This is a genomic window from Thermotoga profunda AZM34c06 (genome assembly GCF_000828675.1).
In the GTDB taxonomy this organism is placed as follows: Bacteria; Thermotogota; Thermotogae; order Thermotogales; family DSM-5069; genus Pseudothermotoga_B; species Pseudothermotoga_B profunda.
Window position 1 is genome coordinate 2,141,056 of record NZ_AP014510.1, and the last position, 22,961, is coordinate 2,164,016.

At 40.5% G+C, this 22,961-nt stretch carries 20 protein-coding genes and 2 rRNA genes; 11 read left to right on the top strand and 11 right to left on the bottom strand.

Translation table 11 applies throughout. The features are described from left to right. Nucleotides 1-73: 73 nt before the first annotated feature. From TSP02S_RS10420 to TSP02S_RS10440, 5 genes are read left to right on the top strand one after another with little or no spacing between them, the layout of a single operon-like run. Complete coding sequence (locus TSP02S_RS10420) at nucleotides 74-955, top strand: carbohydrate ABC transporter permease (RefSeq protein ID WP_052465447.1); 882 nt, start codon at nucleotides 74-76, stop codon at nucleotides 953-955. Nucleotides 956-966: 11 nt separating this feature from the next. After that, complete coding sequence (locus tag TSP02S_RS10425; protein WP_041083874.1) at nucleotides 967-1,806, top strand: carbohydrate ABC transporter permease; 840 nt, start codon at nucleotides 967-969, stop codon at nucleotides 1,804-1,806. 24 nt (nucleotides 1,807-1,830) lie between these two features. Further along, complete coding sequence (locus TSP02S_RS10430) at nucleotides 1,831-2,922, top strand: hypothetical protein (RefSeq protein WP_041083876.1); 1,092 nt, start codon at nucleotides 1,831-1,833, stop codon at nucleotides 2,920-2,922. 19 nt (nucleotides 2,923-2,941) lie between these two features. Next, nucleotides 2,942-3,889, top strand: coding sequence for an N-acetylglucosamine kinase (locus TSP02S_RS10435; protein ID WP_041083878.1), 948 nt, complete (start codon nucleotides 2,942-2,944; stop codon nucleotides 3,887-3,889). Nucleotides 3,890-3,940: 51 nt separating this feature from the next. Beyond that, nucleotides 3,941-5,770 (top strand): beta-N-acetylhexosaminidase, encoded by a 1,830-nt coding sequence (locus tag TSP02S_RS10440; RefSeq protein ID WP_041083879.1) that lies wholly within the window; start codon nucleotides 3,941-3,943, stop codon nucleotides 5,768-5,770. A gap of 93 nt (nucleotides 5,771-5,863) precedes the next feature. Here TSP02S_RS10440 and TSP02S_RS10445 read toward each other — a convergent pair whose 3' ends face one another. The 9 genes from TSP02S_RS10445 to TSP02S_RS10485 form a co-directional block, all read right to left on the bottom strand. After that, nucleotides 5,864-6,709, bottom strand: coding sequence for a class II fructose-bisphosphate aldolase (locus tag TSP02S_RS10445; RefSeq protein WP_041083881.1), 846 nt, complete (start codon nucleotides 6,707-6,709; stop codon nucleotides 5,864-5,866). A gap of 12 nt (nucleotides 6,710-6,721) precedes the next feature. Next, nucleotides 6,722-8,146 (bottom strand): FGGY-family carbohydrate kinase, encoded by a 1,425-nt coding sequence (locus TSP02S_RS10450; protein WP_041083883.1) that lies wholly within the window; start codon nucleotides 8,144-8,146, stop codon nucleotides 6,722-6,724. Further along, a complete protein-coding gene (locus TSP02S_RS10455) occupies nucleotides 8,143-9,078 on the bottom strand; it encodes a 1-phosphofructokinase family hexose kinase (RefSeq protein ID WP_082026046.1) in 936 nt (311 codons plus the stop codon). Before TSP02S_RS10455 ends, TSP02S_RS10450 begins: the two co-directional genes overlap by 4 nt. A gap of 8 nt (nucleotides 9,079-9,086) precedes the next feature. Continuing rightward, entirely contained in the window at nucleotides 9,087-10,055 is a 969-nt protein-coding gene (locus TSP02S_RS10460) for a sugar-binding transcriptional regulator (protein ID WP_041083887.1), read from the bottom strand. Continuing rightward, on the bottom strand, nucleotides 10,052-10,888 hold the full coding sequence (locus TSP02S_RS10465; RefSeq protein WP_041084444.1) for a carbohydrate ABC transporter permease: 837 nt from the start codon (nucleotides 10,886-10,888) through the stop codon (nucleotides 10,052-10,054). The genes TSP02S_RS10460 and TSP02S_RS10465 overlap by 4 nt, the downstream gene beginning before the upstream one ends. After that, nucleotides 10,888-11,742: a carbohydrate ABC transporter permease gene (locus TSP02S_RS10470; protein WP_041083889.1), complete on the bottom strand. Its 855-nt coding sequence runs from the start codon at nucleotides 11,740-11,742 to the stop codon at nucleotides 10,888-10,890. The genes TSP02S_RS10465 and TSP02S_RS10470 overlap by 1 nt, the downstream gene beginning before the upstream one ends. A 48-nt stretch (nucleotides 11,743-11,790) precedes the next feature. Continuing rightward, nucleotides 11,791-13,029, bottom strand: coding sequence for an ABC transporter substrate-binding protein (locus TSP02S_RS10475; protein ID WP_041083890.1), 1,239 nt, complete (start codon nucleotides 13,027-13,029; stop codon nucleotides 11,791-11,793). A gap of 147 nt (nucleotides 13,030-13,176) precedes the next feature. After that, complete coding sequence (locus TSP02S_RS10480) at nucleotides 13,177-13,959, bottom strand: sensor histidine kinase (RefSeq protein WP_232503715.1); 783 nt, start codon at nucleotides 13,957-13,959, stop codon at nucleotides 13,177-13,179. Beyond that, entirely contained in the window at nucleotides 13,937-14,590 is a 654-nt protein-coding gene (locus TSP02S_RS10485) for a response regulator transcription factor (protein WP_041083892.1), read from the bottom strand. Before TSP02S_RS10485 ends, TSP02S_RS10480 begins: the two co-directional genes overlap by 23 nt. 108 nt (nucleotides 14,591-14,698) lie before the next feature. Between TSP02S_RS10485 and TSP02S_RS10490 the strand changes: the two genes are divergently transcribed. The 6 genes from TSP02S_RS10490 to TSP02S_RS10820 all read left to right on the top strand — a co-directional run bounded on the left by TSP02S_RS10490 (nucleotide 14,699) and on the right by TSP02S_RS10820 (nucleotide 19,731). Continuing rightward, the gene (locus TSP02S_RS10490) at nucleotides 14,699-15,535 is read left to right on the top strand and encodes a phosphate ABC transporter substrate-binding protein PstS family protein (protein ID WP_041083894.1); all 837 of its coding nucleotides are present in this window, start codon (nucleotides 14,699-14,701) and stop codon (nucleotides 15,533-15,535) included. Further along, nucleotides 15,535-16,401 (top strand): PstC family ABC transporter permease, encoded by an 867-nt coding sequence (locus TSP02S_RS10495; protein WP_052465449.1) that lies wholly within the window; start codon nucleotides 15,535-15,537, stop codon nucleotides 16,399-16,401. The genes TSP02S_RS10490 and TSP02S_RS10495 overlap by 1 nt, the downstream gene beginning before the upstream one ends. 4 nt (nucleotides 16,402-16,405) lie before the next feature. Next, nucleotides 16,406-17,209, top strand: coding sequence for a PstA family ABC transporter permease (locus TSP02S_RS10500; RefSeq protein WP_041083896.1), 804 nt, complete (start codon nucleotides 16,406-16,408; stop codon nucleotides 17,207-17,209). After that, complete coding sequence (pstB, locus tag TSP02S_RS10505; RefSeq protein ID WP_041083898.1) at nucleotides 17,202-17,957, top strand: phosphate ABC transporter ATP-binding protein PstB; 756 nt, start codon at nucleotides 17,202-17,204, stop codon at nucleotides 17,955-17,957. The genes TSP02S_RS10500 and pstB overlap by 8 nt, the downstream gene beginning before the upstream one ends. A gap of 13 nt (nucleotides 17,958-17,970) precedes the next feature. Continuing rightward, on the top strand, nucleotides 17,971-18,681 hold the full coding sequence (gene phoU, locus TSP02S_RS10510) for a phosphate signaling complex protein PhoU (RefSeq protein ID WP_052465450.1): 711 nt from the start codon (nucleotides 17,971-17,973) through the stop codon (nucleotides 18,679-18,681). 174 nt (nucleotides 18,682-18,855) lie between these two features. Next, the gene (locus TSP02S_RS10820; RefSeq protein ID WP_052465451.1) at nucleotides 18,856-19,731 is read left to right on the top strand and encodes a GGDEF domain-containing protein; all 876 of its coding nucleotides are present in this window, start codon (nucleotides 18,856-18,858) and stop codon (nucleotides 19,729-19,731) included. A gap of 42 nt (nucleotides 19,732-19,773) precedes the next feature. Here the strand turns inward: TSP02S_RS10820 and rrf are convergent. After that, nucleotides 19,774-19,890, bottom strand: a 5S ribosomal RNA gene (rrf, locus tag TSP02S_RS10520). A gap of 41 nt (nucleotides 19,891-19,931) precedes the next feature. Then, nucleotides 19,932-22,925: ribosomal RNA gene (locus TSP02S_RS10525) — 23S ribosomal RNA — on the bottom strand. Nucleotides 22,926-22,961 lie beyond the last annotated feature (36 nt).

A 22,961-nucleotide genomic window follows, 5' to 3' on the forward strand; every position in this document is an offset into this window, starting at 1 on the left:
AACCAAGGGAAGGCTTCGGCCTTCTCTTGGCTTAATCAACCAAAATCGAAAGGCTCATGAGGTGGTAATAAGGGTGAGAAAAAAATTGAGAGAAAATCTAATTGCTTATCTTTTTTGTGCACCTGCATACACCATTTTTGCTGTTTTTCTCTTTGTTCCGATTATATGGGTGATAGTATTAAGTTTTAAAGAGTTCAGCATAATAACCTTTAATTCCGCAGAATTTGTTGGATTGAAAAATTATGCCAAATTACTGAAAGATCAAGTGTTTCTCAGATCTATTCTCAATACTTTATATTTCACAGTCTTGTATGTCCCTGGGAATACCATTTTAGGGCTTATCTTCGCACTCTTGTTGAATAAGCCTTTCAAAGGTAGAAATTTTTTTAGACTCGCTTTATTCATTCCGAACATAGTTTCAATGGTTGTTGTGAGCATAATTTGGTCGCTGATCTTTTCCTCAAGTACCACAGGTATAGCAAATAGATTACTACTTGCGTTACACTTGAAACCAATAGAATGGTTAAGCGATTACAGATATGCATTGATTGCCGTAGGAATAGTCCTGATCTGGAGCGGATTTGGTTATAGAATGCTAATTTTTTTGGCGGGACTTCAAAACATTCCTGATGAACTGTATGAAGCTGCTGCACTTGACGGTGCTACAAGATGGCAGATCACATTCAAGATAGTCTTGCCACTTTTAAGACCAACTACTTTTTTCGTTATCACTACCTCCTTGATCAACTCGTTTCAGGTCTTCACACCTATCTATATAATGACTGGAGGAGGACCTGGATATTCTACAACAACGATCGTAAATTATCTGTACACAAAGGGGTTCAGTGAATTTCAAATGGGTTATGCATCTGCTATCAGTGTTGTTCTGCTCGTTATCATTCTCGCTTTAACTTTTATTCAAAGAAAGATTGGCAGAGAAGACATTATATTTTAGAGGTGAATCAAATGCGGTTACAGAATCGATGGATACTATTTGTTAAATACCTTTTGATCATACCTGCATGTGCTTTTACCCTTTTACCATTGATATGGGTTGTGGTTAGATCCATAGAACCAGATACGGGTATAGAGTCTTATTCATTGATACCCAAAGCTATAACATTCGACAATTACATTGCCGCGTGGAATTATCCAAAGGTCATTGACGATAATGTTTCACTTGGTACAATGTTATTCAATAGTTTATTCGTAGCTGGCGCAGTAACACTCATTAGTATTTTCTTCGATTCAATGGCAGGTTATGCTTTGGCAAGAAAGAACTTTGTTGGAAAGAAAATTCTGTTCTGGTTAGCATTATCAACACTTATGATACCATTCTACGCCGTTGCGATACCCATGTATATAATAACTATCCGCATGGGTATGTACGATACTTTAGCAGCTCTTATAATTCCATTCACGGCCAGTGGGTTTGGCGTGTTCATGTTCAGGCAGAGTTTCCTATCTATACCTGCTGATTTTGAGCAAGCCGCTAAAGCCGATGGTGCAAATGATTTTTATATATACTGGAAGATAATGTTGCCAATGGTGAAGCCAACTATCGCAACTATGGTGGTTTTCAAGGTTCTCTGGTCATGGGGTCAGTTTTTCTGGCCACTTTTGGTCATACAAGATTATTCGAAAATGCCGATTAATCTGGGACTTGCCATGTTCAGAGGTCACAACATCACAAGATGGGGCTTGTTGTGTGCGGGGATGATTGTTGCTACGATACCAATTCTCATAGTGTTCTTATCTTGCCAAAAGTGGTATGTTGAAGGATTAAGTGGAGGTCTAAAAGGATGAAAATAAAAAAGGTGTGATCATTCAATGAAAATTGGCTTTTCAAGTGTAGATTTGTCCTTTCCAGAAAAACTGGAAATGGCTGGTTATATTCTTAGAAAAGAAACTTCTATTGGTTCTCATGATCCTTTGCAATTATTCTGTATTTATCTCAATGAAGATCAAATTGAAACAGCAATATTAGTATTCGACTTGCTTACAGTTCCAAAAAAATTTCCAAGACAAATAGACGGCATAAAACTCATACCCGTTGCCACTCATATACATTCTGGCCCCAAACCAGATTGTGTTTGCGATATTATAGAGTTTTCTGCAAGAGAGGCTTTAATGAAGGCTAAGCAAAATTCATCAAATTTGAACAAGCTAACTATCAAACAATTTGAAGTGTCTAATGTCTGCGATTTTAGAAACAGGCAAGATAGTACAACAATACCTACCAATTTAATTGAATTTGAAACTATAAAACAAAGATTCTCGATAGTACTATTTCCTTGTCATCCAACCGTTCTTGGACCAGAAAATTTACTGTATTCAAGTGACATAATCGGAGCTATAAGAAGAAAATTAGAGATGAAATTCGATCAACCATTTGTTTTTCTTAATTCTTGTTGCGGTGATTTAAGCACTCATAGAACAAGAAAGGAAAGATCATTCACAGAGATTGAAAGATTGGCGGGGATTTTCCTTAAACAGTGCATCCCATATATTTTGTATCAAAAATCTGCACCTTGGGGACTTTCCGTAAAAGAAATTGAACTCGAAGTAGAGTATGTCCAAAAGAATGTTGAAGAATCATCATTAAACGAAAGAGATATACCAGGCATGATGTTGATCAAACAACGGGGTAAATTACCAGAGAGGGAAGAGTTTATAATATCTTTCCTTGTGATCGATCACCTTAAATTGTTTTTCGTTCCTTTTGAACTGTTCTTCGAATTCTGCAATGTTATTTCGTCAATAGATAAACTTGCCTTCGTGATATGCTATGCAAATTCACCAGCCTCGTATGTGGTACCAAAGAGCGTGAAAAGTGGCTATGAATGGTTAGCATCTCCTTATGCAGACGATACTGAGGAGAGATTATTGTCCTTAATATCATATGAATTAATGCGTTTGTAAAATACCAGGAGGTATAAAAATGAGATTTCTTGGAATAGATGCCGGAGGAACAAAAACGAGAATAATTACATGTGATGAAACGGGAAGAGTCATCTCATCTGCTTTAGGAGGACCAGGGAATCATCTTGACATAGGAATTGAGAAACTGATGGCAACTATCTCAGAATGCTTGAAAAACATGAAACAAAACTCAAACGAAGTAGACGCATGTGTTCTTGGATTATCTGGAGCGGGTTTTTCCAAGAAAAGTTGCGATAAATTGTGTGAACTGATGAAACCAGTTATACCCGCAAAAAGGATTATGGTTGTGAATGATTGCTTAATTGCCTTAATAGGCTCATTGGGATATATTAGAAAGTCTGGTGCAATAATTGTTGCTGGTACTGGTTCAATGATCGTTGGTATAGATGAAAATGGTAACATTTATAGAGTAGGAGGATGGGGCCACATAATAGGCGATATATGGAGTGCTTATGGAATAGCCTTTGAGGCTGTTAAAGAAGTAATGAGATACTGGGAAAACAGAGGTGAATTTACCAACCTTGTACAGTATGTAGAGGAAATCCTAAACCTTCATTGCGTAGACGATGTATTGAGATATTTCTATGTTGACAAACATCCCAAAAGTCATCTTGCTTCTTTCGCACCATTTGTTTTGAAATGTGCTCGTGAAAATGACCACATAGCCAGAATGATTGTGCAAAGGAGTCTTGAAGAACTTATTAACGCCACTGGACCCGTTTTGAAATCGATTCACAGCGACTTTCTATCTTATACCGGAGGGCTTTTTGAAGAACCATATTTTTTCAATTCTGTACAGGAATCTATGAAGAGAAACTTTGGTATCTCACTCCAAGAACCGTATCTCCCTCCAGTCGGAGGGGCATTGATAATGGCAATGAAGTTAGTGTTTCCAGTCAAAGATGAGGTTGTCCAGAATTTGAGAGATCAACTTAGAAATAACTAAATCACATACAAATTTGAATATTCGCATACGGAAAAGAAAGGAGACCGGCATATGTTGCCTCGACCAAAGAAAATCACCCTGCTGAATGATACTTTTGAAATCCCATCTGAAGGTAAGATTTTCACCCTGCCAGAATCTTTTAAATTCGCTGTGTCTTTAAAAGACGAACTGATCAAATACAGGAAAAGATTCTCACTTACGGGTTTTAACGATAAATCTACAACGATAAAGATCATCTTGAATTCAAATATGGTATCACATTCACAAGGTTATAAAATCAAAATAACACCCAATGGAATCGTTTTGATGGCAAAAACGACTCAAGGTATCTTCTACAGCCTACAATCTCTAATTCAACTGATGAGAGAATATGAATGCAGAATACCTACGATGATCATAGAAGATGAACCAGATTTCGAGAATCGTGGATTTATGTTGGATATAAGCAGAGATAGAATACCAAACATGGACACATTAAAAAAAATAATAGACATATTGGCTGAACTCAAATACAACCAGTTTCAACTCTATACGGAACACACATTTGCTTACAGTAAGCATGAATTAGTTTGGAGAGATTATACACCACTTACCTCAGAAGAAGTGCAAGAACTAAATAATTATTGCAGAGAAAGATTTATCGAACTTGTCCCAAACCAAAATTCATTCGGACATCTCGGTAAATGGCTTAAGCACGATCAATACAAATATCTCGCGGAATGTCCGGATGGTTTCATAACCCCTTGGGGAGAAAAATACGGACCGTTTTCTCTCTCTCCAGCCGTACCAGAAACATTGAATTTCTTGAGTGAACTGTTTGACGAACTTCTTCCCAACTTTACAAGTACCAAGGTAAATATCGGAGCCGATGAAACGTACGATCTTGGCTTGGGGAAGTCAAAAGAATTGTGTGAGAAATATGGAAAAGGAACGGTGTATCTTGGTTTTCTCCTAAAAATCCATCAAATATTGGACAGGCACGGCAAAACTGTGATGTTTTGGGGGGATATCATAAAGAATTACCCAGAACTTGTGGCACAACTACCAGATGACACAATTGCGTTGCTCTGGGGTTACGAAGGTGATCATCCATACGATGAAGAATGCAAATTATTTGCAACCAAAGGTGTGGCGTTTTATGTTTGTCCAGGTACTTCAACTTGGAATTCCTTTACTGGTAGAAGTGACAATGCCATTGTGAATATCGAAAACGCTTTGATAAATGGCAAAAAGTACAACGCTATTGGTTTTTTATTAACAGATTGGGGTGACAATGGCCATCATCAACACCTCCCATTTTCTATGATAGGCCTTGGTTATGCAGCATCATTGGGTTGGAACCTATCGAAGAATTTGATGAATGATGAATTACTGGAAGAAATTAACACTCATGTGTTCAAAACAAGGCTTCCCATAGCAGAATCCGTCTACAATCTTGGTGCAATTTACAAGCACATAAAACTCAAATTGCACAATACAAGCCCATATTTCATATCACTCGTATTTCCACACAGAATATCGAAATACTTGAATGAAATCAATGATGAAGACATTAAAAATACCAAGGATGCAATAGAAATTGTAAACACGACTATTCACAATCTATCTGAATTTATGGCAAGAACAAAATCTGAATCTGAAAAAGTCACCATTTTGCAGATCATTAATAATGCTGAAATGTTGGCCTTGGGGATGGAATCATTGATACTTATAAAGCAGAATGGAAATATCTCGTTGATACCAGAGGAGAGAAAAACTTACCTAAAGCAAAAACTAGAACAGATAGCTGAACAGTACAGAACTCTCTGGTCTATCTTAAACAGAAAAGGTGGTTTAAATTACAGTGTAGAAAAACTGTCTCAGATATCAAAATATCTTTGAGTATTCCATAATTATATTATGCAAAAATAATCACTGAAAAGACCCTGACCAGAACTCAAAGCTGGTCAGGGTGATTGTATTGTGACCAATATTTCATATTCTCTGATTACTGTTGAGCAGTTTTATCTTGTGTTTGACCATTTCAGTCACAGCACAAGACGCATCTTTTAACAGTATAATTTGGTCTTTCAAATCCGGTTTGTTTTGCAGTATCTCTCTTATCTTTTTTACGTAAACTGTTTTCAAAACTGTACCTATGTTTATCTTTCCAAATCTCATTTTACTGATTTTTGTGAGATCTTCATCAGGCACGCCGCTCGATCCATGTAAAACCAAGGGCACATCCACGACTTCTTGTATCTGTTCGACTCGCTCAAAATTTATCTGTGCCTCTTGTTTTTGCATCGCATGAGCAGTACCAACTGCAACTGCAAGTGCATCGACCTGTGTCTGCTCAAAAAATGCCTTTGCAGATTCTGGTTCTGTCAAAATTTGCTGGAGTTCCTCGCCCTCTTCGGATTTTCCAACTCTTCCTATCTCCGCTTCAACCGACACACCAAAAGCTCTTGCAACCTTTACAACTAATTTTGTATTGTGAACATTTTCTTCAAAACTCAGACTCGATCCATCGTACATAACAGAGGTAAAACCTGCCTTCATGGCTTTAAAGATTATATCCAAATCTGTAGCATGATCTAAATGTGACACGACAGGTACAGTTGCATTTTCTGCCAAATCGTTCATAATACAAGCTGCGATCTTAATACCTAAATGTTTTATCGCACTCGGTGAAGCCATCAATATAACCGGCGATTTCATTTCCTCAGCACCCTTGACGATTGCTACGGCATCTTCATAGGTATGAATATTGAAAGCCGGTATTGCGTAATTTGATTTATAAGCCTTTTGAACAAGCTCTCTTAGTGTAACCAATGGCATCTTCAATCCTCCTCATCTAAGAAGTCTGTTGTACCCTTGGCTCATCTTTATGTAGAGTTCATTCATTTGTTTACACAGTTCATAATCAGGAACGATCTTTTGAAAAGCTGTTTTTGCTTTCAGAGCTTCAAATGCTTGTTCATTATGTGAGCCTTTGATTGCTGACACTGCCGCCCCAAGGGCAGTCAGTTCGGTGGTGTTCAAATAATAAAGATCTTTACATAACATTGAAGCTTTGTATTTCATGAAAACATCGTTATTGATCAATGCCCCACCAACGATAATGGGAAGATCACCAACATATCTGTTGAGGTTTTCTATGGTTACCCTACTCGTGTAAGAAAGATATTGGTACACAGTTTGGAGGATTTCTTCTGGTGTACAATCGGCGGGAATCTCAAGAAAGTTGATGCCTTGACAATTTTCACCAACCACGTTATCGCCATTACTGTAGATGTAAAAATTCACTCTTTGTGGCATCGATTTTATTTTTTCATTTATTAATCTGAATCTTTTAGAAGAAACCGTCATACCGAAAGTTCTTAAGACCAATTCAATCAACTTTCCATGATATCTAACACCAGAGGCAAGATAATACTGGCCATCCTTGAAACCTATACCGACAAGTCCACCATTTTTCATGAAAGGTTCCTTCATGTGTAGATTCCCATCTTTTTCATGAGATATAGCTGTGATTAAAGAAGCTGTCCCCATTGAATCGTATATCAAATCACTTCCATACAACGAGACCAGTCCAAAGGTACCAGTCAAATGATCATGTCCTGCTAAGAACACAGGTATTTTTCCATAGTATCCAACAAAACTGCCGGTGTAATCGAGTTTTCCCAGTTGATCCTGTGATATTTCAAAGTGATCAATCAGATTCTTATTCCAGCGTCTGTTGTGCACATCAACCATGTGACTTCGGCAAGCTTGAGTCATATCCCAAACAGCGTTCTTTGTGAGTCTGTACAGTACATAAGAACAGACAGGCAACCAGTGTTCCACTTCGTTTGGTCTGACGATGCTATTTTCGTACATATAAAGTATTTTGTACAAAGAGAAGTAGTATATATCTCTTGAACCAGAAATCTCGTAAGGAGCAAGTTTATCAACTATTTTTTCGTATTTTTGTTGTGTTGTTTTTGTACACGTATCATACCAAACGATTGGATCGTGCAATTTTCTACCATTTGCAACAGGAACTACCGATTCTCCAAAACTCGTACAACTTAAACCAGCTATGTCGTATTCCTCATTGAGCTGAGAAATAATCTTTTCAATACTATGATCGAGTTTGTCAAGGTCAAAATATTCAACAGCGTTCGCAACTCTCTTTGGTGTTTTAATCTTTATGATTTTCTCTATACCATTTTCATCAACAACTATGATTTTCGTATTCGTAGTCCCAAGATCTATACCAACATAAGTCCTCATAGTTCTTCCTCCATTATGTCTACATTTGAGAGTTGGCTTTCCAGATCCTGCAGATCAAAGATTGCTGCACCATATTTCAAGGTATTTGCCGTACCACAAGCCGTTGCAAAGATGAGTCTTTCTTGAATGGATTTGTTCAAAGCTTCATAGTAAAGATAACCTGCAAAAAAAGAATCTCCTGAACCCACTGAATAATCTGATTGAATAACCCTTGGTTTCACACGAATGGCTCTATTGTCCAAAAGTGTTACTGAACCATCCTTTCCGTAAGTCACACAGAGGACTTTTATATTATAACTGTCCTTGATATGGAGAAGCTCACCCAGGTTCATTTGTTGAAGATCCAAGGCTATTCTCAACTCATCGGCGTTCACCTTGACCATTTCAGGTTCAAAGTTCAGTAATTCTTTGAGCCATTCTCCAGATATATCTATCATCAACCGACAAGATTTTTCCTTTGCAAACCGCGCTATCCTTGCCATATCTTTAATTCCAAATCCTCTCGGCGCACTTCCAGAAACCACTAATGTACCGTTTTCCTTTAGAACAGACGAGAAAAATTCAAGAAAATTCTCTACCTCTTTCCTCTGCATGACTGGACCAGGCTCGTTGACCATCAACATTCTCTTTTCATATTCATAGACAACTGCGGTGTTTATCCTGCTTTCGTCTTCAATCCAAAATTCCAGGGTGTTTATACCATCCTCTTTGCACTTTGCATGGATAATCTTTCCCACATCGCCTCCAAGAATGTTTATACATATATAATCCTTAAAACCAAGTGTGTTGAAAACTCTTGCAATATTCAATCCCTTACCATCTACAAGTTTCACAACATAATCTCCTCTGAGTACATTGGGGGTTTTTGGTGGTTTTGAAATGATCACCCAGTGATCATAACATGGATTTAGATTCAGTATTTGAATGCTCAAGGCTAACACTACCTCCAGTTCTTATCAGAAATGTATTCAATGACATTTCGTGCGGTATTTTCGTCTGTTATCAATACATCTGTGAGATTGCCTTTCAAAAGTCCAACTATACTCTCGATCTTGTGAAAACCTCCAGCAACGACTATCTTGAGTTTGGCTTTCATGTACTGTTCCATAGTTATGTTATTGACTTTTTGCATGAAATCAAGATCGTGAATCTTGCCATTGATATCAAAATAGTGAGTCAAAACATCACCAACTATACCAAGTTTTTCGAGCCTGTCTAAAACCGAACCATCAAAGACATTTTGACGGAATAATGGTGAACGTGAGATAGAATACCCCACACTACAGATTACAATATCGAGTTTGTCCCAAATTGAATTTACGTATCTGAATTCTTCGGCTCTCTGAAGTTGTTGTTTTTGTTCATAATCATCCATCAGAAAGGGGAAATAGACTGGAATTGCTCTTGCATTCAATCTATCCGCAAAATTCTGGGCTATAAAATTGGAGTCAAAATGCTTGTCTGACAGCTTAAAGGTCCCACCAGATAGCGGTAAAACATTCCATTTAGATTTCTCAACTCTAAAATCGTAAGTTGCCAGTGTGAACATTGTCGTACCCCAACCTATTCCAACATTCAACAGATCATTCGGAAGATCAGATAAATATTCCCAAGCCTTTCTCGCGAGTGATTGTAATAACAGTTGATTGTTCGTGTGCCCCGTTGTGAGCAAGAGCCTTTTTAAACCAAACTTCTGTTGAAACAACACATCATATTCTACTTCCAGTTTCTGTGGAATTCTTGGCGGTATTACTTCAATGCGCACAATCTTTCTTTCAATTGCCATCTTGAGATACTTACTCACCTGTACTCTTGACACACCCAGCTTTTTTGCTATATCTCTTTGCAATACGTTTTTGATGTAATAATCGTATGCGACCTCAAACAACAGATCATCACTGATGGTCATTCTTTCACCGCCCCACTCACCAGTCCAGAGATGAAATATCTTTGAAGTATTATAAACACAACTAAAGGTGGTAATGTTGCAAAGACCGATCCTGCAAATAACGGACCCCAACGAGTTTGATATTGACCTACAAATACCGAGAGAAAGGTCGGTATAGTCTGAAGACTCTTACTTGTCAAAAGCGACATCGAATAGAGTAGCTCACTCCACGCAAACAAGAACGCATAGACACCTACCGCAGCTATACCAGGCAAAGTCACAGGAAAGATCACTCTGAGAAATGCTTTTGTTCTGGTACAACCATCTATCAACGCAGCCTCTTCAAGTGACTTTGGTACAGATAAGAAAAAACTTCTTAAAAAAACTATTGTTATAGGCGTTGTGAATGGAATATATGCCAAGATCAGACCAAGATGCGTATCGAGCAACTTTATCCAATCAAGAAATCTAAAGATTGGTACCAAGAAAACAACCATGGGAAACATTTGAAAAATCAGCACACTGACCAAGAGTTCACTTTTGAACCTGAAAGAATAACGAGAAAAGGCATAAGCCGGAAAAATACCAATCAACAGGGAAAAAATCATTGTCCCCACACCGACTATTACACTGTTGAGAAAATAGTTTTTGAAATCAAGACTCGATATTTTTTGATAATGCTCAAGTGTCCAACTCTTGGGCAGGTATATTATCGGATAACTATATATCTCCTGGTAAGTTTTGAAAGAAGTCAAAACAAGCCATACAAAAGGAAAGGCAATAATAAGTGATATAAAAGTCAAAAGAATATATGACACAAATTTCATTGTCTTCCTTTTAGTGCTTCTTTTCATCACGCAGCCACTTCCCTTGCCATTCTTCGAGTGAAAAGATATGCTATTGTGAAGACAACTAAGAACAATATATTTGAGAGTGCGGCGGCTTTGTTATATTCCAAAAATCTCAGACTCAATCTGTATATATAAGTAACTATAGTCTCGGTTCCGTAATTTGGACCACCACCAGTCATTACATAGATAAGAGGAAAATAATTTATAGTCCAAATTATAGTAAACATCAAAGTCGTTACCAATACAGGTCTGAGTTGGGGTATAGTCACATTCCAAAATCGCCTGTATGCATTTGCTCCATCTATTTCAGCAGCTTCATAGAGTTCTTGCGGTATAGTCTGAATACCAGCTATGAAAAACATCCCAGACAGACAAAAGCCCTTCCATATATTTGCAATGATCACAGCAAGCATTGCCATCTTTGGTGTAGCAAGCCAAGGAATATAATCTTTCGCGACTCCTATTTTCACAAGAATATCGTTCAACACACCATACATATCATTGTACATCCACTTCCACATAACTCCAGCAACGATATCGAGTGTCGCCCACGGTAGTATCAAAATTACACTTCTAAAAAAGACCTGACCACGTTTGATCTGAGTCAACAAGAGAGCCACAGCCAATCCGAGTCCTATTTGTCCAACGACACTTCCAAAAACCCACACGCAAGTATTCAAAACAGATTTGTAGAATACATTATCCGTGAAAATGGCCATGTAATTTTGAAAGGTGAATTTACCATCATTACTTGAAAAACTCATGACAACATTAGAGATGAGCAAAAAAATAACAAAAGCTACTATGATAAGAACATACGGCATGACCATTCTCAACGCTATCTTTTCTTCTCTCAACTCACCCACTCCTGACAATGGGCGGGCTGTGCCCGCCCTGATTATAGTTTACTTTGCCCCGAGTATTTTGTTGACATTATCTGCTGCAACCTTTATAGCTTCTTCTGGTGTGAGTTCATTTAACAAAACCTTTTGTACCATAATCTGGATCTGCTCAGATACTTGAGGATACTGAGGAATAGGAGGTCTTGCAACTGCATATGGGAATGTCTTGAAGATTATTTGCCACTTTGGATCATTCGCAAGTTTCGATTTTGTGCAAACATCCATTCTTGTTGGCATTGGTCCACCCTTTTCTTCAACCCACTTCATCCACACATCAAAACTTGTCAGGTATTCGGCGAGTTTCCAGGCATCTTCTTTGTTTGGACTGGATTTGGGTATAACAAGCGCCCATCCACCAAGTACACTTGCAGGTTGTGAATCGTATGGATGGAGTGCAACAGAATATTTTCCAACTATATCTGGATTTGCTGCTTCGATGAGTGGGAATGACCATGGTCCTCCAATTGACATCGCAACTCTGTTTTGGGCCATCATGTTTCTGTAATCATCTTCATGGTATTGAACTGCATTTGGACTGACACCATATTTCTTTGCCAAATCTGTGTAGAACTTCAAAGCCTTAAGCCCTTCTGGTGTATTAAAAGCAGCTCTTGAATAATCATCTGTCAAGAGTTTTCCACCTGCTGCATACAAGAACATCATATAACCAAGAGTAGTGTGCTCTGTTTTTGTACCGCTGACACCATAACCATATACCCTATTCTTTGCGTCGGTGATCTTTTGAGCTGCTGCCAAAAGTTCATCCCAAGTCTTTGGTGGGTTGTTTGGATCAAGACCTGCTTGTTCGAACATCGTTTTGTTATAGAGTAAAAGCCTGCAGTCGGTATACCAAGGAAGACCATACCTGACACCCTTGTAAGTCACCGTGGGCCAAAGATTTGGCCATATCTGTGAAGTGCCATCCCATTTCTTTAATTGTTCTTCCATGGGTTCAAGCCAACCTTTTTCAGCAAAAGTTGGAACCCATCCACCCAAGTCTGCAAAGGCGAGATCTGGTCCTTTACCTGCTTGAAGGGCTGTCACTAATTTGTCATAATAGGTATCAAAACCAAAGAGTTGTACCTCGACTTTGATCCCATACTTTTGCTCGAATCCCTTGATAACTGAATTCCATGTTTCATCAAGTTCCGCAACCTGTCCGCCAATCCAGATCGTCAATGTTTTTCCAAAACTCAATACGACCAGCGAAACCAAAACAATAGATAAAACTACCTTCTTCACAAAGACCCCTCCTCTCAGGTTACATAAGTAACTTACTTATGTAACTAACACGAATAATATAACACTCTCTATAAAGAGATTCAAGAAAGATGTGTAGGTGAAAATAGAAGAGAAAAAGAGCCACAGGAAGTATGAAAGAGAAAATCCCTACTCACCAGTTACAGATGATGAATTTGATGAAATTTTCAAAAAGACTTTTGTTCCAATTTGCAATTTTGAGTGAACTGCCCAGGAAATAGAAAGCTTTCGAAGGATATGCTTGACTATTGCAAGCCCAAGGCCTGCTCCAGAATAACTTCTCGCGTTACTGGCCCTATAGAAACGAGCCGTGATATTCTTAAGATCCTCCTGAGGTATACCTACACCATGATCTTGAATTACCAAGAAACCTTTTTGCAAAAATATTTCTATGATACCACCTTCTTTTGAGTATTTAATGGCATTTGACATCAAATTTCTGATAACAATCTTAAAAGCTTCTGGATCAGCTTCGATAAATTTGTTACTTCTGATCTCAACACGAAGTCCCTTTTGTTTTATTTTTTCCTCATACTCTAAGAGAATCTCACTCAACAATCTTTTAAGACTTAGTCTTTGATAATGTGGTATGTATTCACTTTGTTCTAATTTTGACAATAACACTAATTGTTCAATAATCCTCTGCATCCTTTTGAGGTGTTTTTCGATTTTTAAAAGGCTTTCTTGCACATATTCTCCTTCTTTTGCGATTTCCAATAGTCCAAGCATTGCAGTGATTGGTGTGAAAAGTTCGTGAGCTACCGCATTTACAAAGAAGGTCTTCGAATCACTTAACACCTGTTCTTTTGAAGAGATATCCCCTTCTTCAGGATAAAAAACTATGCAATCAGGTTTCAACAAAATAATAGGTCTATTTTCTTTTATCACTTCATCCCAATCTGTATCCAACACCGTGAACAGTCACCAACCTCTCCTTACCTAATTTTTTTCTGAGCATACTCATATAAACATCGACAATTCTTTCGGTCCTATCTTCCTGTTGCCATACTGCATCGAGTATCTCATTGCGTGTAAAGACTTTTTTTGGATTTTCAAAAAGCAACAATAAAATCTCAAATTCTTTGGCAGACAATTTCACTTCCTCATCGTTTATCAATAAAAGTCTTTCATGAACCAAAAGTTTCATATCTTTGTGTACTATCTCACGTTCTGCAAACATATCTTTTCTTCTAAGCATTGCACGAACTCGTGCAACCAGTTCTCTTGGATGAAATGGCTTTGTCACATAATCATCGGCACCCATTTCAAGACCAAGTATTTTATTCCTGTCTTCTCTCAATGCCGTCAAAACAATTATAAAAATCTTCGGACACGACACTCGAATAGTTGGTATCTCTTCCATTGCATCTCCATCAGGTAACATCAGATCTAGTACGATCAGATCAAAGCACCCTTTTTCTAATTCATTGTACATCTGTTCGATTGAAGATGCTGTTTTCACTTGATGAGAATCCGTCTTTAAATATCTACAGATGACATCACTCACATCTTGTTCATCCTCTACAACCAATATCGAAGCCATCAAACCCCTCCGTTTTAATCATGCCACAGAGATATTAAAAAAATTTGATATTTTTTCACACCAACTGAAAGTTGAAGAAGCATAAATGAATCAGAAGGAGGTGCTGATATGAGAAAGTTTTTATTCATGTCAATGGTAATCTTCGCAGTTTTGATTTACGGTGAAACTCTGGTGATCAAAGGATCAAACACCGTCTATCCTATTGCACAACTTTGGATTGAGCAATTTCAAAAAATGTATCCCAATGTTACAGCAACACTCGAAGGTGCTGGATCAAGTACTGGGATATCTGCCCTGATGAATGGAACATGTGACATAGCAAACTCAAGCAGATTCTTGAAAGCTGGTGAAATTGAACAGATGCACAAAAACAACAAATATTTTGTACCATTGGTCATCGCATATGATGGTATAGCGGTGATAGTAAATCCAACACTTGGTATTGATTCAATATCTATCGAAACACTCTACAAAATATACACAGGTCAAATAACTGAATGGAACCAGGTCGATCCCAAATTACCCAAAAGACCCATCGCTGCCTATTCAAGAAACACAGCTTCTGGAACCTTTGAAGTTTGGCTAGAGAAAGTTCTTAAAGGCGAAAAACTCTCTCCAAGGATTCAAATGTTAGAGTCTTCACAAGCAGAGATAGAAAGTGTTTCAAAAAACCAGTATGCAATTGCATACACAGGCATGGGATATGTGACAAACCAAGTAAAAGCCTTGAAAGTAAATGGAATAGAACCTACAGTTGAGAACGTCTTGAAGGGAAAATACCCATTGAGTAGGCCATTATTTGTATTCTTCGATCTGAGTAGATTCAACAACATGTGGCCTGAAGACAACGCCATAGCCGACTACATAAGATTCATACTCTCTCCCGAAGGACAAAAGCTTGTTGAAAAAGCTGGTTATATACCAGCCTATGGAACAGAAAAGTGATGAAAAAGATAGGCGAAATCCTCTTCAAATCTATTGTTTTTACGGCTGCCATATTGGTGGCAGCTGCGCTCTTTGGTATAGTCTTCTTTTTATTTTCTGAATCCCTAAGGGCTATCAAAGAAGTCAAATGGGGCCTTTTTACATCAGAGTGGTTCCCAGTATGGGAAACACCAGAATTTGGCATAAGAACAATGTTACTAAATTCAATCATCTTGACCTTGTGGACAAGTTTTATAGTCTTTGTAATTGGCATTGTAGTTGCTCTTTATTTACACAGTTACGCAAATAAAAAAGAGAAAGAACTGATACTCGGGGTGTTTGAATACGTAAGTGGCATTCCATCTGTTGTCCTTGGATTTTTTGGCATAGTAATTGTGGCACCATTACTACTTAAAGCCGGTGCATGGACTGGTCAAAACTTTTTCAACGCTTCTTTTATGTTGTCTGTTTTAACACTGCCATTCATGATAAGTTTATCCTATCAGTCCTTGGAAAAAGTGCCAAAGGAGATCTCCCAAGCAGCTTTTTCGATAGGCGCAAAACAATTCTCTGTGATGGTCGTCGAGTTGAAATATGCGATGCCTGGAATAGTGAATGCCGTGATGAGTGTCTTCAACAGAATCTTTGGTGAGACAATGATTGTCCTCATGGTCGCAGGTGGAAGTAATTTATTGGTGAAATCATTCTTCGATCCGATCAGACCATTAACTGCAACACTTGGAAGTGAACTGGGTGAAGTTGAAGTGAGAAGTCTTCATTACAGTGCATTGTTTTTCATTGGCTTTTTGTTGCTGGTTATATCTTTGATCATAACAATACTAACAAATTATGTTGTGAGATGGCGTGAAAGATGGATAAGGGGTTGATCGAATGAAATGGGTTTTTAGATTCACAACATACTGTATCCTGGTTCTAATGTTAATCGTCATCCTTCTCATAATCCTACCAGGTATAAGATTTTTATTTCGGCCAGGTTTCTTCACACAATTCCCAAAATCTTCTATGACTGATGGTGGTATATTTCCTTCCATCGTTGGTTCATTACTTTTGATGGCTTTGGTTTTCATTATCGTGATACCACTTGGCTTACTTGGAACTATTTTCATTACTGAATTTGCGAACAAGAATTTTTCCATTGTACTCCAATCTCTTGCTGGAACGATGAACAGTATACCATCAGTTGTATACGGATTGTTTGGTCTAAGCTTTTTCTGTGTGAGTTTAGGATTTGGAACATCTTTAATATCTGCTTCGCTTACATTGTCTACAATGGCAATACCTTTTTTCATAAATAACGCCGTCGAGTTTCTCAGGGCTGTACCAAGAGAACTTCGTGAAGGCGTGATAGCACTCGGTGCTAACAGATTCGAGACAACTTTGATGGTAATCAAATCCAGTAAGAATGGACTTTTAACAACATTGATTTTGACCCTTGGTAGGGCTTTTAGTGAGACAGCTCCCATATTGATCACAGGTGCTGTTTTCTATGCAACCAAACTCCCAACGAGATTAACTGATCCAGTCATGACTTTGCCTACAAGCATATATGCGATTGTTATGAATCTTGGTGAAAAATCACAATGGATGGCAAAAGGAATGGCAAGCTTGATGACATCAATCATGATTTTGATTTATTCGATCGTGCAAATCTTGAGGAGGCATAAAAATGGATGAATCCATCTTTGAAATAAAAGATTTATGCGCATATTATGGCATGCACAGAGTACTTGATCACATAAACGTGAAGATCAAACCAAATAAAATAACTGCTATCATGGGTCCATCTGGATGTGGGAAGAGTACCCTTTTAAGGTCCTTGAACAGACTAAACGATTTAATAGAAGATTTTTCAATAACAGGACAGATTTTATACAGAGGACAGGATATCTACAAAATCAGAGATCTAAGCTCTTATCGTCGTAAAGTAACGATGGTATTTCAAAGACCTAATCCGTTTCCAATGTCGATCTTTGACAATGTCGCTTATGGATTAAAATTGATGGGAATCAAAGACAAAGATTTGCTAAGAAAAAAAGTTGAAGACGCTTTGAAAAAAGCTGCACTTTGGGATGAAGTTAAAGATAAACTGAAAAAACCTGCTGTACAATTATCTGGTGGTCAGCAGCAAAGATTATGCATAGCAAGAGCGTTGGCTATAGAACCAGAAGTTATTTTACTCGACGAACCAACATCAGCCCTTGATCCAATTGCCACAACCAGGATAGAAAGATTATTAGAAACGTTATCTGAGCAGTACACAGTCATCATAGTAACTCATAGCATGGGACAAGCCTTGAGAATAAGTGATGAATTGATCTTTTTGTACCAAGGGCGTTTGATAGAATACGGTATGACATCTGATATAGTCAAAGCTCCAAATCATGAAATGACCAGACAATTTCTGACAGGGAAAATTGGATGAAGGGGAGATATCAATGACCGAAAGAACGATTCATTATGAGAAACAGTTGAGTTTTCTGAACGACAAACTAAAGGAATTTCTCAGTGGAGTCGAGCATCTATTTGAAAAAACACTTCTTGCAATTCAATCGGGTGATGAAAATTTAATAAAAGACATAGAATTGATGGACGATTATTTTGACTCACTTGATCTTGAGATTCAAACCACGGCTTTTGATATCATCGGAAAATTTCAACCTCTTGCAGACGATCTGAGATTTGTCGTTGCAATGATTGGATTGTCAATTGATCTTGAAAGAATTGCCGATGAATGTGTCAACATTGCCCAACTCAGTAGACATGTTCAAAGGGGTATGGAAAGCTTTAACAGCTGGAAAACATTGAATGAAATGATCAAAATAATCTTGATTATGTTCAAAGAGACCATCGAGGCAGTTGAACACAAGGACCTTGATCTTGCGATTAAAGTATGGAAAAAAGACGATGATGTTGATTCATTGCACAACACTGGGCATGAAGATTTGATAAATCTTGCATGCCAAGAGACGAACCAAAAGATGATGAGACTGTACTTAGAGGAAGCTTTTCTAATAAGACATCTGGAAAGAATAGCAGACCATCTGACGAATGTTTGTGAGAAGCTCTATTTCATGAGCACAGGCAAACAACTAAAGGAACTTTTGGCTCATCCCAATAAAGAAAATAGGATTAATTCAAAAAATTGAGTTTTTTCATTTCCAACCTCACAGACTTCAATAGAAAAAACAAAAACCCACCTAAGAGGTTTTACCACAGGCATTTTCGTTCAGATCGAGCAACAATTTTGAAACCAAAATCAACGTCAATTTAACACAGAATGATAAAATCAATTTGACAAAAATGATCACGGGGTGATATCATTGAAAAACCAATATCAATACCGTGGGGTTATGCTTGCTTTACTTACCTTGCTTTTGACTTTTGTGATTTTGAACATTGTTTGCCCAAGACTTGAGCAAATCGATTTATCATTCTTTCTGCCAGCAATTGTGGACCTGACCGCAAGATTCATGATAGTGTACATTGTCTTTGGATATTCATTCACTGGCTTGAAAATAGGTGTTTTCTTGTTCATGTACGCAAAATACCTCTCTGTACTTAGTGTATTCTTTGCGATTTCTCATGTCCATCAAATACAAAACATTTTAGAGGCAATAGGTGTTACTGCCGTAGCAATCCAATTGTTTTGGTTTTTCAAAGAAACGCTTGGTGATCAACTGTGGAAATTAGCTTTTTCAGATCATTTGACGGGATTGATGAACAGAGGAGCATTCCTAAACGAATCACGCAAAACCCTGAAGGCATGTTTGCAAAAAACCAAACCAGCTGCGGTTGTTTATTTAGACTTAGACAGATTCAAATCGATCAACGATAAACACGGTCATCACATGGGAGACCATGTGCTTGAATTAATTGGCGAAAGACTCAGATCGGTTGTGAGAAAAAACGATTTAGTTGGTCGAGTTGGTGGGGATGAATTCGTGATCGTTTTAGCAGATATTGACCAGAGAAACGTCGAAGAAATAGTTCAAAGATTAATAAAAACCCTTTCATGTCCAATAATAATTGATGATAATCGCTTTTGTATTGGTGTAAGTGCTGGAGTGGCAATTTTTCCACAAGATGGCGAGACAATAGAAGATTTGATCAAAAAAGCCGATAAAGCCATGTATAAAGCTAAAAACAAATCAGTTGGATATATATTCTATTCACAACTGGATGTTGAAAATAATTGAAGATAAAAAAAGAGGCTGCTTTAAAAGCAGCCTCTTTAAATCCCCGGGCACTACCTACTCTCACATGGAGTCGCCTCCATACTACCATCGGCCCAGAACGGCTTAACGGCCGGGTTCGGAATGGAACCGGGTGTTTCCCGTTCTGGTATCGGCACCCGAGGAAACCTCGAAGAGCCACTGGAAACTGCATAGGAAGCTACAAGGTCAAGGCCTCGGCCTATTAGTACCGGTTGGCTCAACACCTTACGGTGCTTACACCACCAGCCTATCAAGGTCCTGTTCTCGGACCGGCCTTACTCCCTTAACGGGATGGGAGGTCTAATCTTGGGACGTGCTTCCCGCTTAGATGCTTTCAGCGGTTATCACTTATGGGCATAGCTACCCGGCGTATGCCCCTGGCAGGACAGCCGGTACACCAGAGGCCCACTCTCCCCGGTCCTCTCGTACAAGGGGAGACCTCCCGCAAACCTCCTACGCCTGCGGCCGATAGGGACCGACCTGTCTTACGACGGTCTGAACCCAGCTCACGTACCCCTTTAATAGGCGGACAGCCTAACCCTTGGGACCTGCTTCAGCCCCAGGATGGGATGAGCCGACATCGAGGTGCCGATCCTCGCCGTCGATGTGAACTCTCGGGCGAGACTAGCCTGTTATCCCCGGGGTAACTTTTGTCCGTTGTCGACGACCCTTCCACTCGGAAGTCGTCGGGTCACTAGGACCGACTTTCGTCTCTGCTCGACCCGTCGGTCTCACAGTCAGGCCGGCTTATGCCCTTGCACTCATCGGTGGATTTCCAACCCACCTGAGCCGACCTTCGCGCGCCTCCGTTACATTTTAGGAGGCGACCGCCCCAGTCAAACTGCCCACCTGGCACTGTTCCCAACCTGCTCTTCACAGGTTCAGGTTAGAATTCCGACACACCGAGGGTGGTATCCCACCGACGGCTCCCCCGACCCTGACGAGCCGGGTTCACAGCCTCCCACCTATCCTGTACACGATGTGTCAGAATCCAATACCAGGCTACAGTAAAGCTCCACGGGGTCTTTCCGTCTAACCGCAGGTTGAGGGCATCTTCACCCCCGTTGAAATTTCACCGGGCCCCCCGCCGAGACAGTGCCCCAGTCGTTACGCCATTCATGCAGGCCAGAACTTACCTGGCAAGGTATTTCGCTACCTTAGGACCGTTATAGTTACGGCCGCCGTTTACCGGGGCTTCGGTTTGGAGCTACGCCTTGCGGCCTCACCCCTCTCCTTAACCTTCCGGCACTGGGCAGGCGTCAGCCCCTATACATCCTCTTTACGAGTTTGCAGAGGCCTGTGTTTTTGGTAAACAGTCGCCAGGGCCTTGTCACTGCGACCGCTTCAGGCTCCCTCAGTTTCCAGGTTGCCCTTTCCTCTGAGTTCACCCTAATGCGGCACCCCTTCTCCCGAAGTTACGGGGTTAATTTGCCGAGTTCCTTGGCGAGGGTTGTCCCGCTCCCCTTAGCTTTCTCAGCTTGCCCACCTGTGTCGGTTTACGGAACGGGCATCTACAATCTCAAACGGTACGCGAGGTTTTTCTTGGCAGCATGGGGTCAGTGCCGTTGGACCCTTACGGGCCCTTCCCATCACGGCTCAGACTCCGGGTGCGGATTTACCTACACCCATCAACATCCTAACCGCTTGGAAGGGAATGCCACTTACCCTCGGCACTTACCCTTCTGCGTCACCCCTCGTACCTCGATTGCAGATGGTGCTGGAATATTAACCAGCTTCCCTTCGGCTATCCCTTTCGGGTTCACCTTAGGGTACCGACTAACCCTGGGAGGACGACCCTTCCCCAGGTACCCTTGGGCATTCGGGGGGAGAGATTCTCACTCTCCTCTCGCATACTCATGTCCGCATCCTCACTTCCGCCTCGTCCAGTAGCCCTCGCGGGTCTACCTTCGCCCTACAGCGGAAAGCTCCCCTACCGCCTGTACCTAACGGTACAGACCCATGGCTTCGGGGGATGGCTTGAGCCCCGTTACATCTTTGGCGCAGTACACCTCGACTGGTGAGCTGTTACGCACTCTTTAAAGGATGGCTGCTTCTAAGCCAACCTCCCAGTTGTCTAAGGTGTACCACATCCTTTCCCACTTAGCCATCTCTCCGGGCCCTTAGCCGATGGTCTGGGCTGTTTCCCTTTTGTCCATGGAGCTTATCCCCCACAGACTTCCTCCCGAGCTTTATGTGTAGGGATTCGGAGTTTGACAGGGTTCGGAGGTTACCCCCCTAGCCCTATCAGTGCTCTACCCCCTACACAGACCACTCGAGGCCGCACCTCAATGCGTTTCGGGGAGAACCAGCTATCACCGAGTTCGGTTAGCTTTTCACTCCTACCCCCAGGTCATCCGAGGATTTTTCACTATCCATCGGTTCGGACCTCCAGTGGGGTTTAGCCCACCTTCATCCTGCCCAGGGGTAGCTCACCCGGCTTCGGGTCTGCCGCCAGTGACTTACGCCCTATTCGGACTCGCTTTCGCTACGGCTACGCCTCTATCGGCTTAACCTTGCCACTGACGACAACTCGCGGACTCATTAATCAAAAGGCACGCCGTCACCCTTGCGGGCTCCGACTTAGTGTAGGCATGCGGTTTCAGGTTCTATTTCACTCCCCTCCCGGGGTTCTTTTCACCTTTCCCTCACGGTACTCGTGCACTATCGGACGATGGAGAGTATTTAGCCTTGGAGGGTGGTCCCCCCAGATTCCCGCAGGATTCCACGGGTCCCGCGGTACTCGGGACACAGCTAAGGAGTCTTCTCCTTTTCATCTACGGGGCTTTCACCCTCTTTGGCGTGCTATCCCAAGCACTTCGACTAAAGAGAAGATTTGTAACTCCTCGGTGTGTCCGTAGCCACACCCCGCTGTATCCCACAACCCCAGTGCAACAACGCCTACGGGCTTGAACATTGCACTGGTTTAGGCTCTTCCCTTTTCGATCGCCTCTACTCAGGGAATCTCGTTTGATTTCCTTTCCTCGGGGTACTGAGATGTTTCACTTCCCCCGGTTCGCGCCTTTCGGCGATTGGTCTTACGACCAATCAGGTTTCCCCATTCGGGAATCCCCGGATCAAAACCTGTTTGCGGCTCCCCGGGGCTTATCGCAGCTTGCCGCGCCCTTCATCGCCTTCCATCGCCAAGGCATTCACCGCATGCCCTTAGTACCTTGACCTTTCGCTTCCTATGCAGTTTTCAATGACCCTTCCAT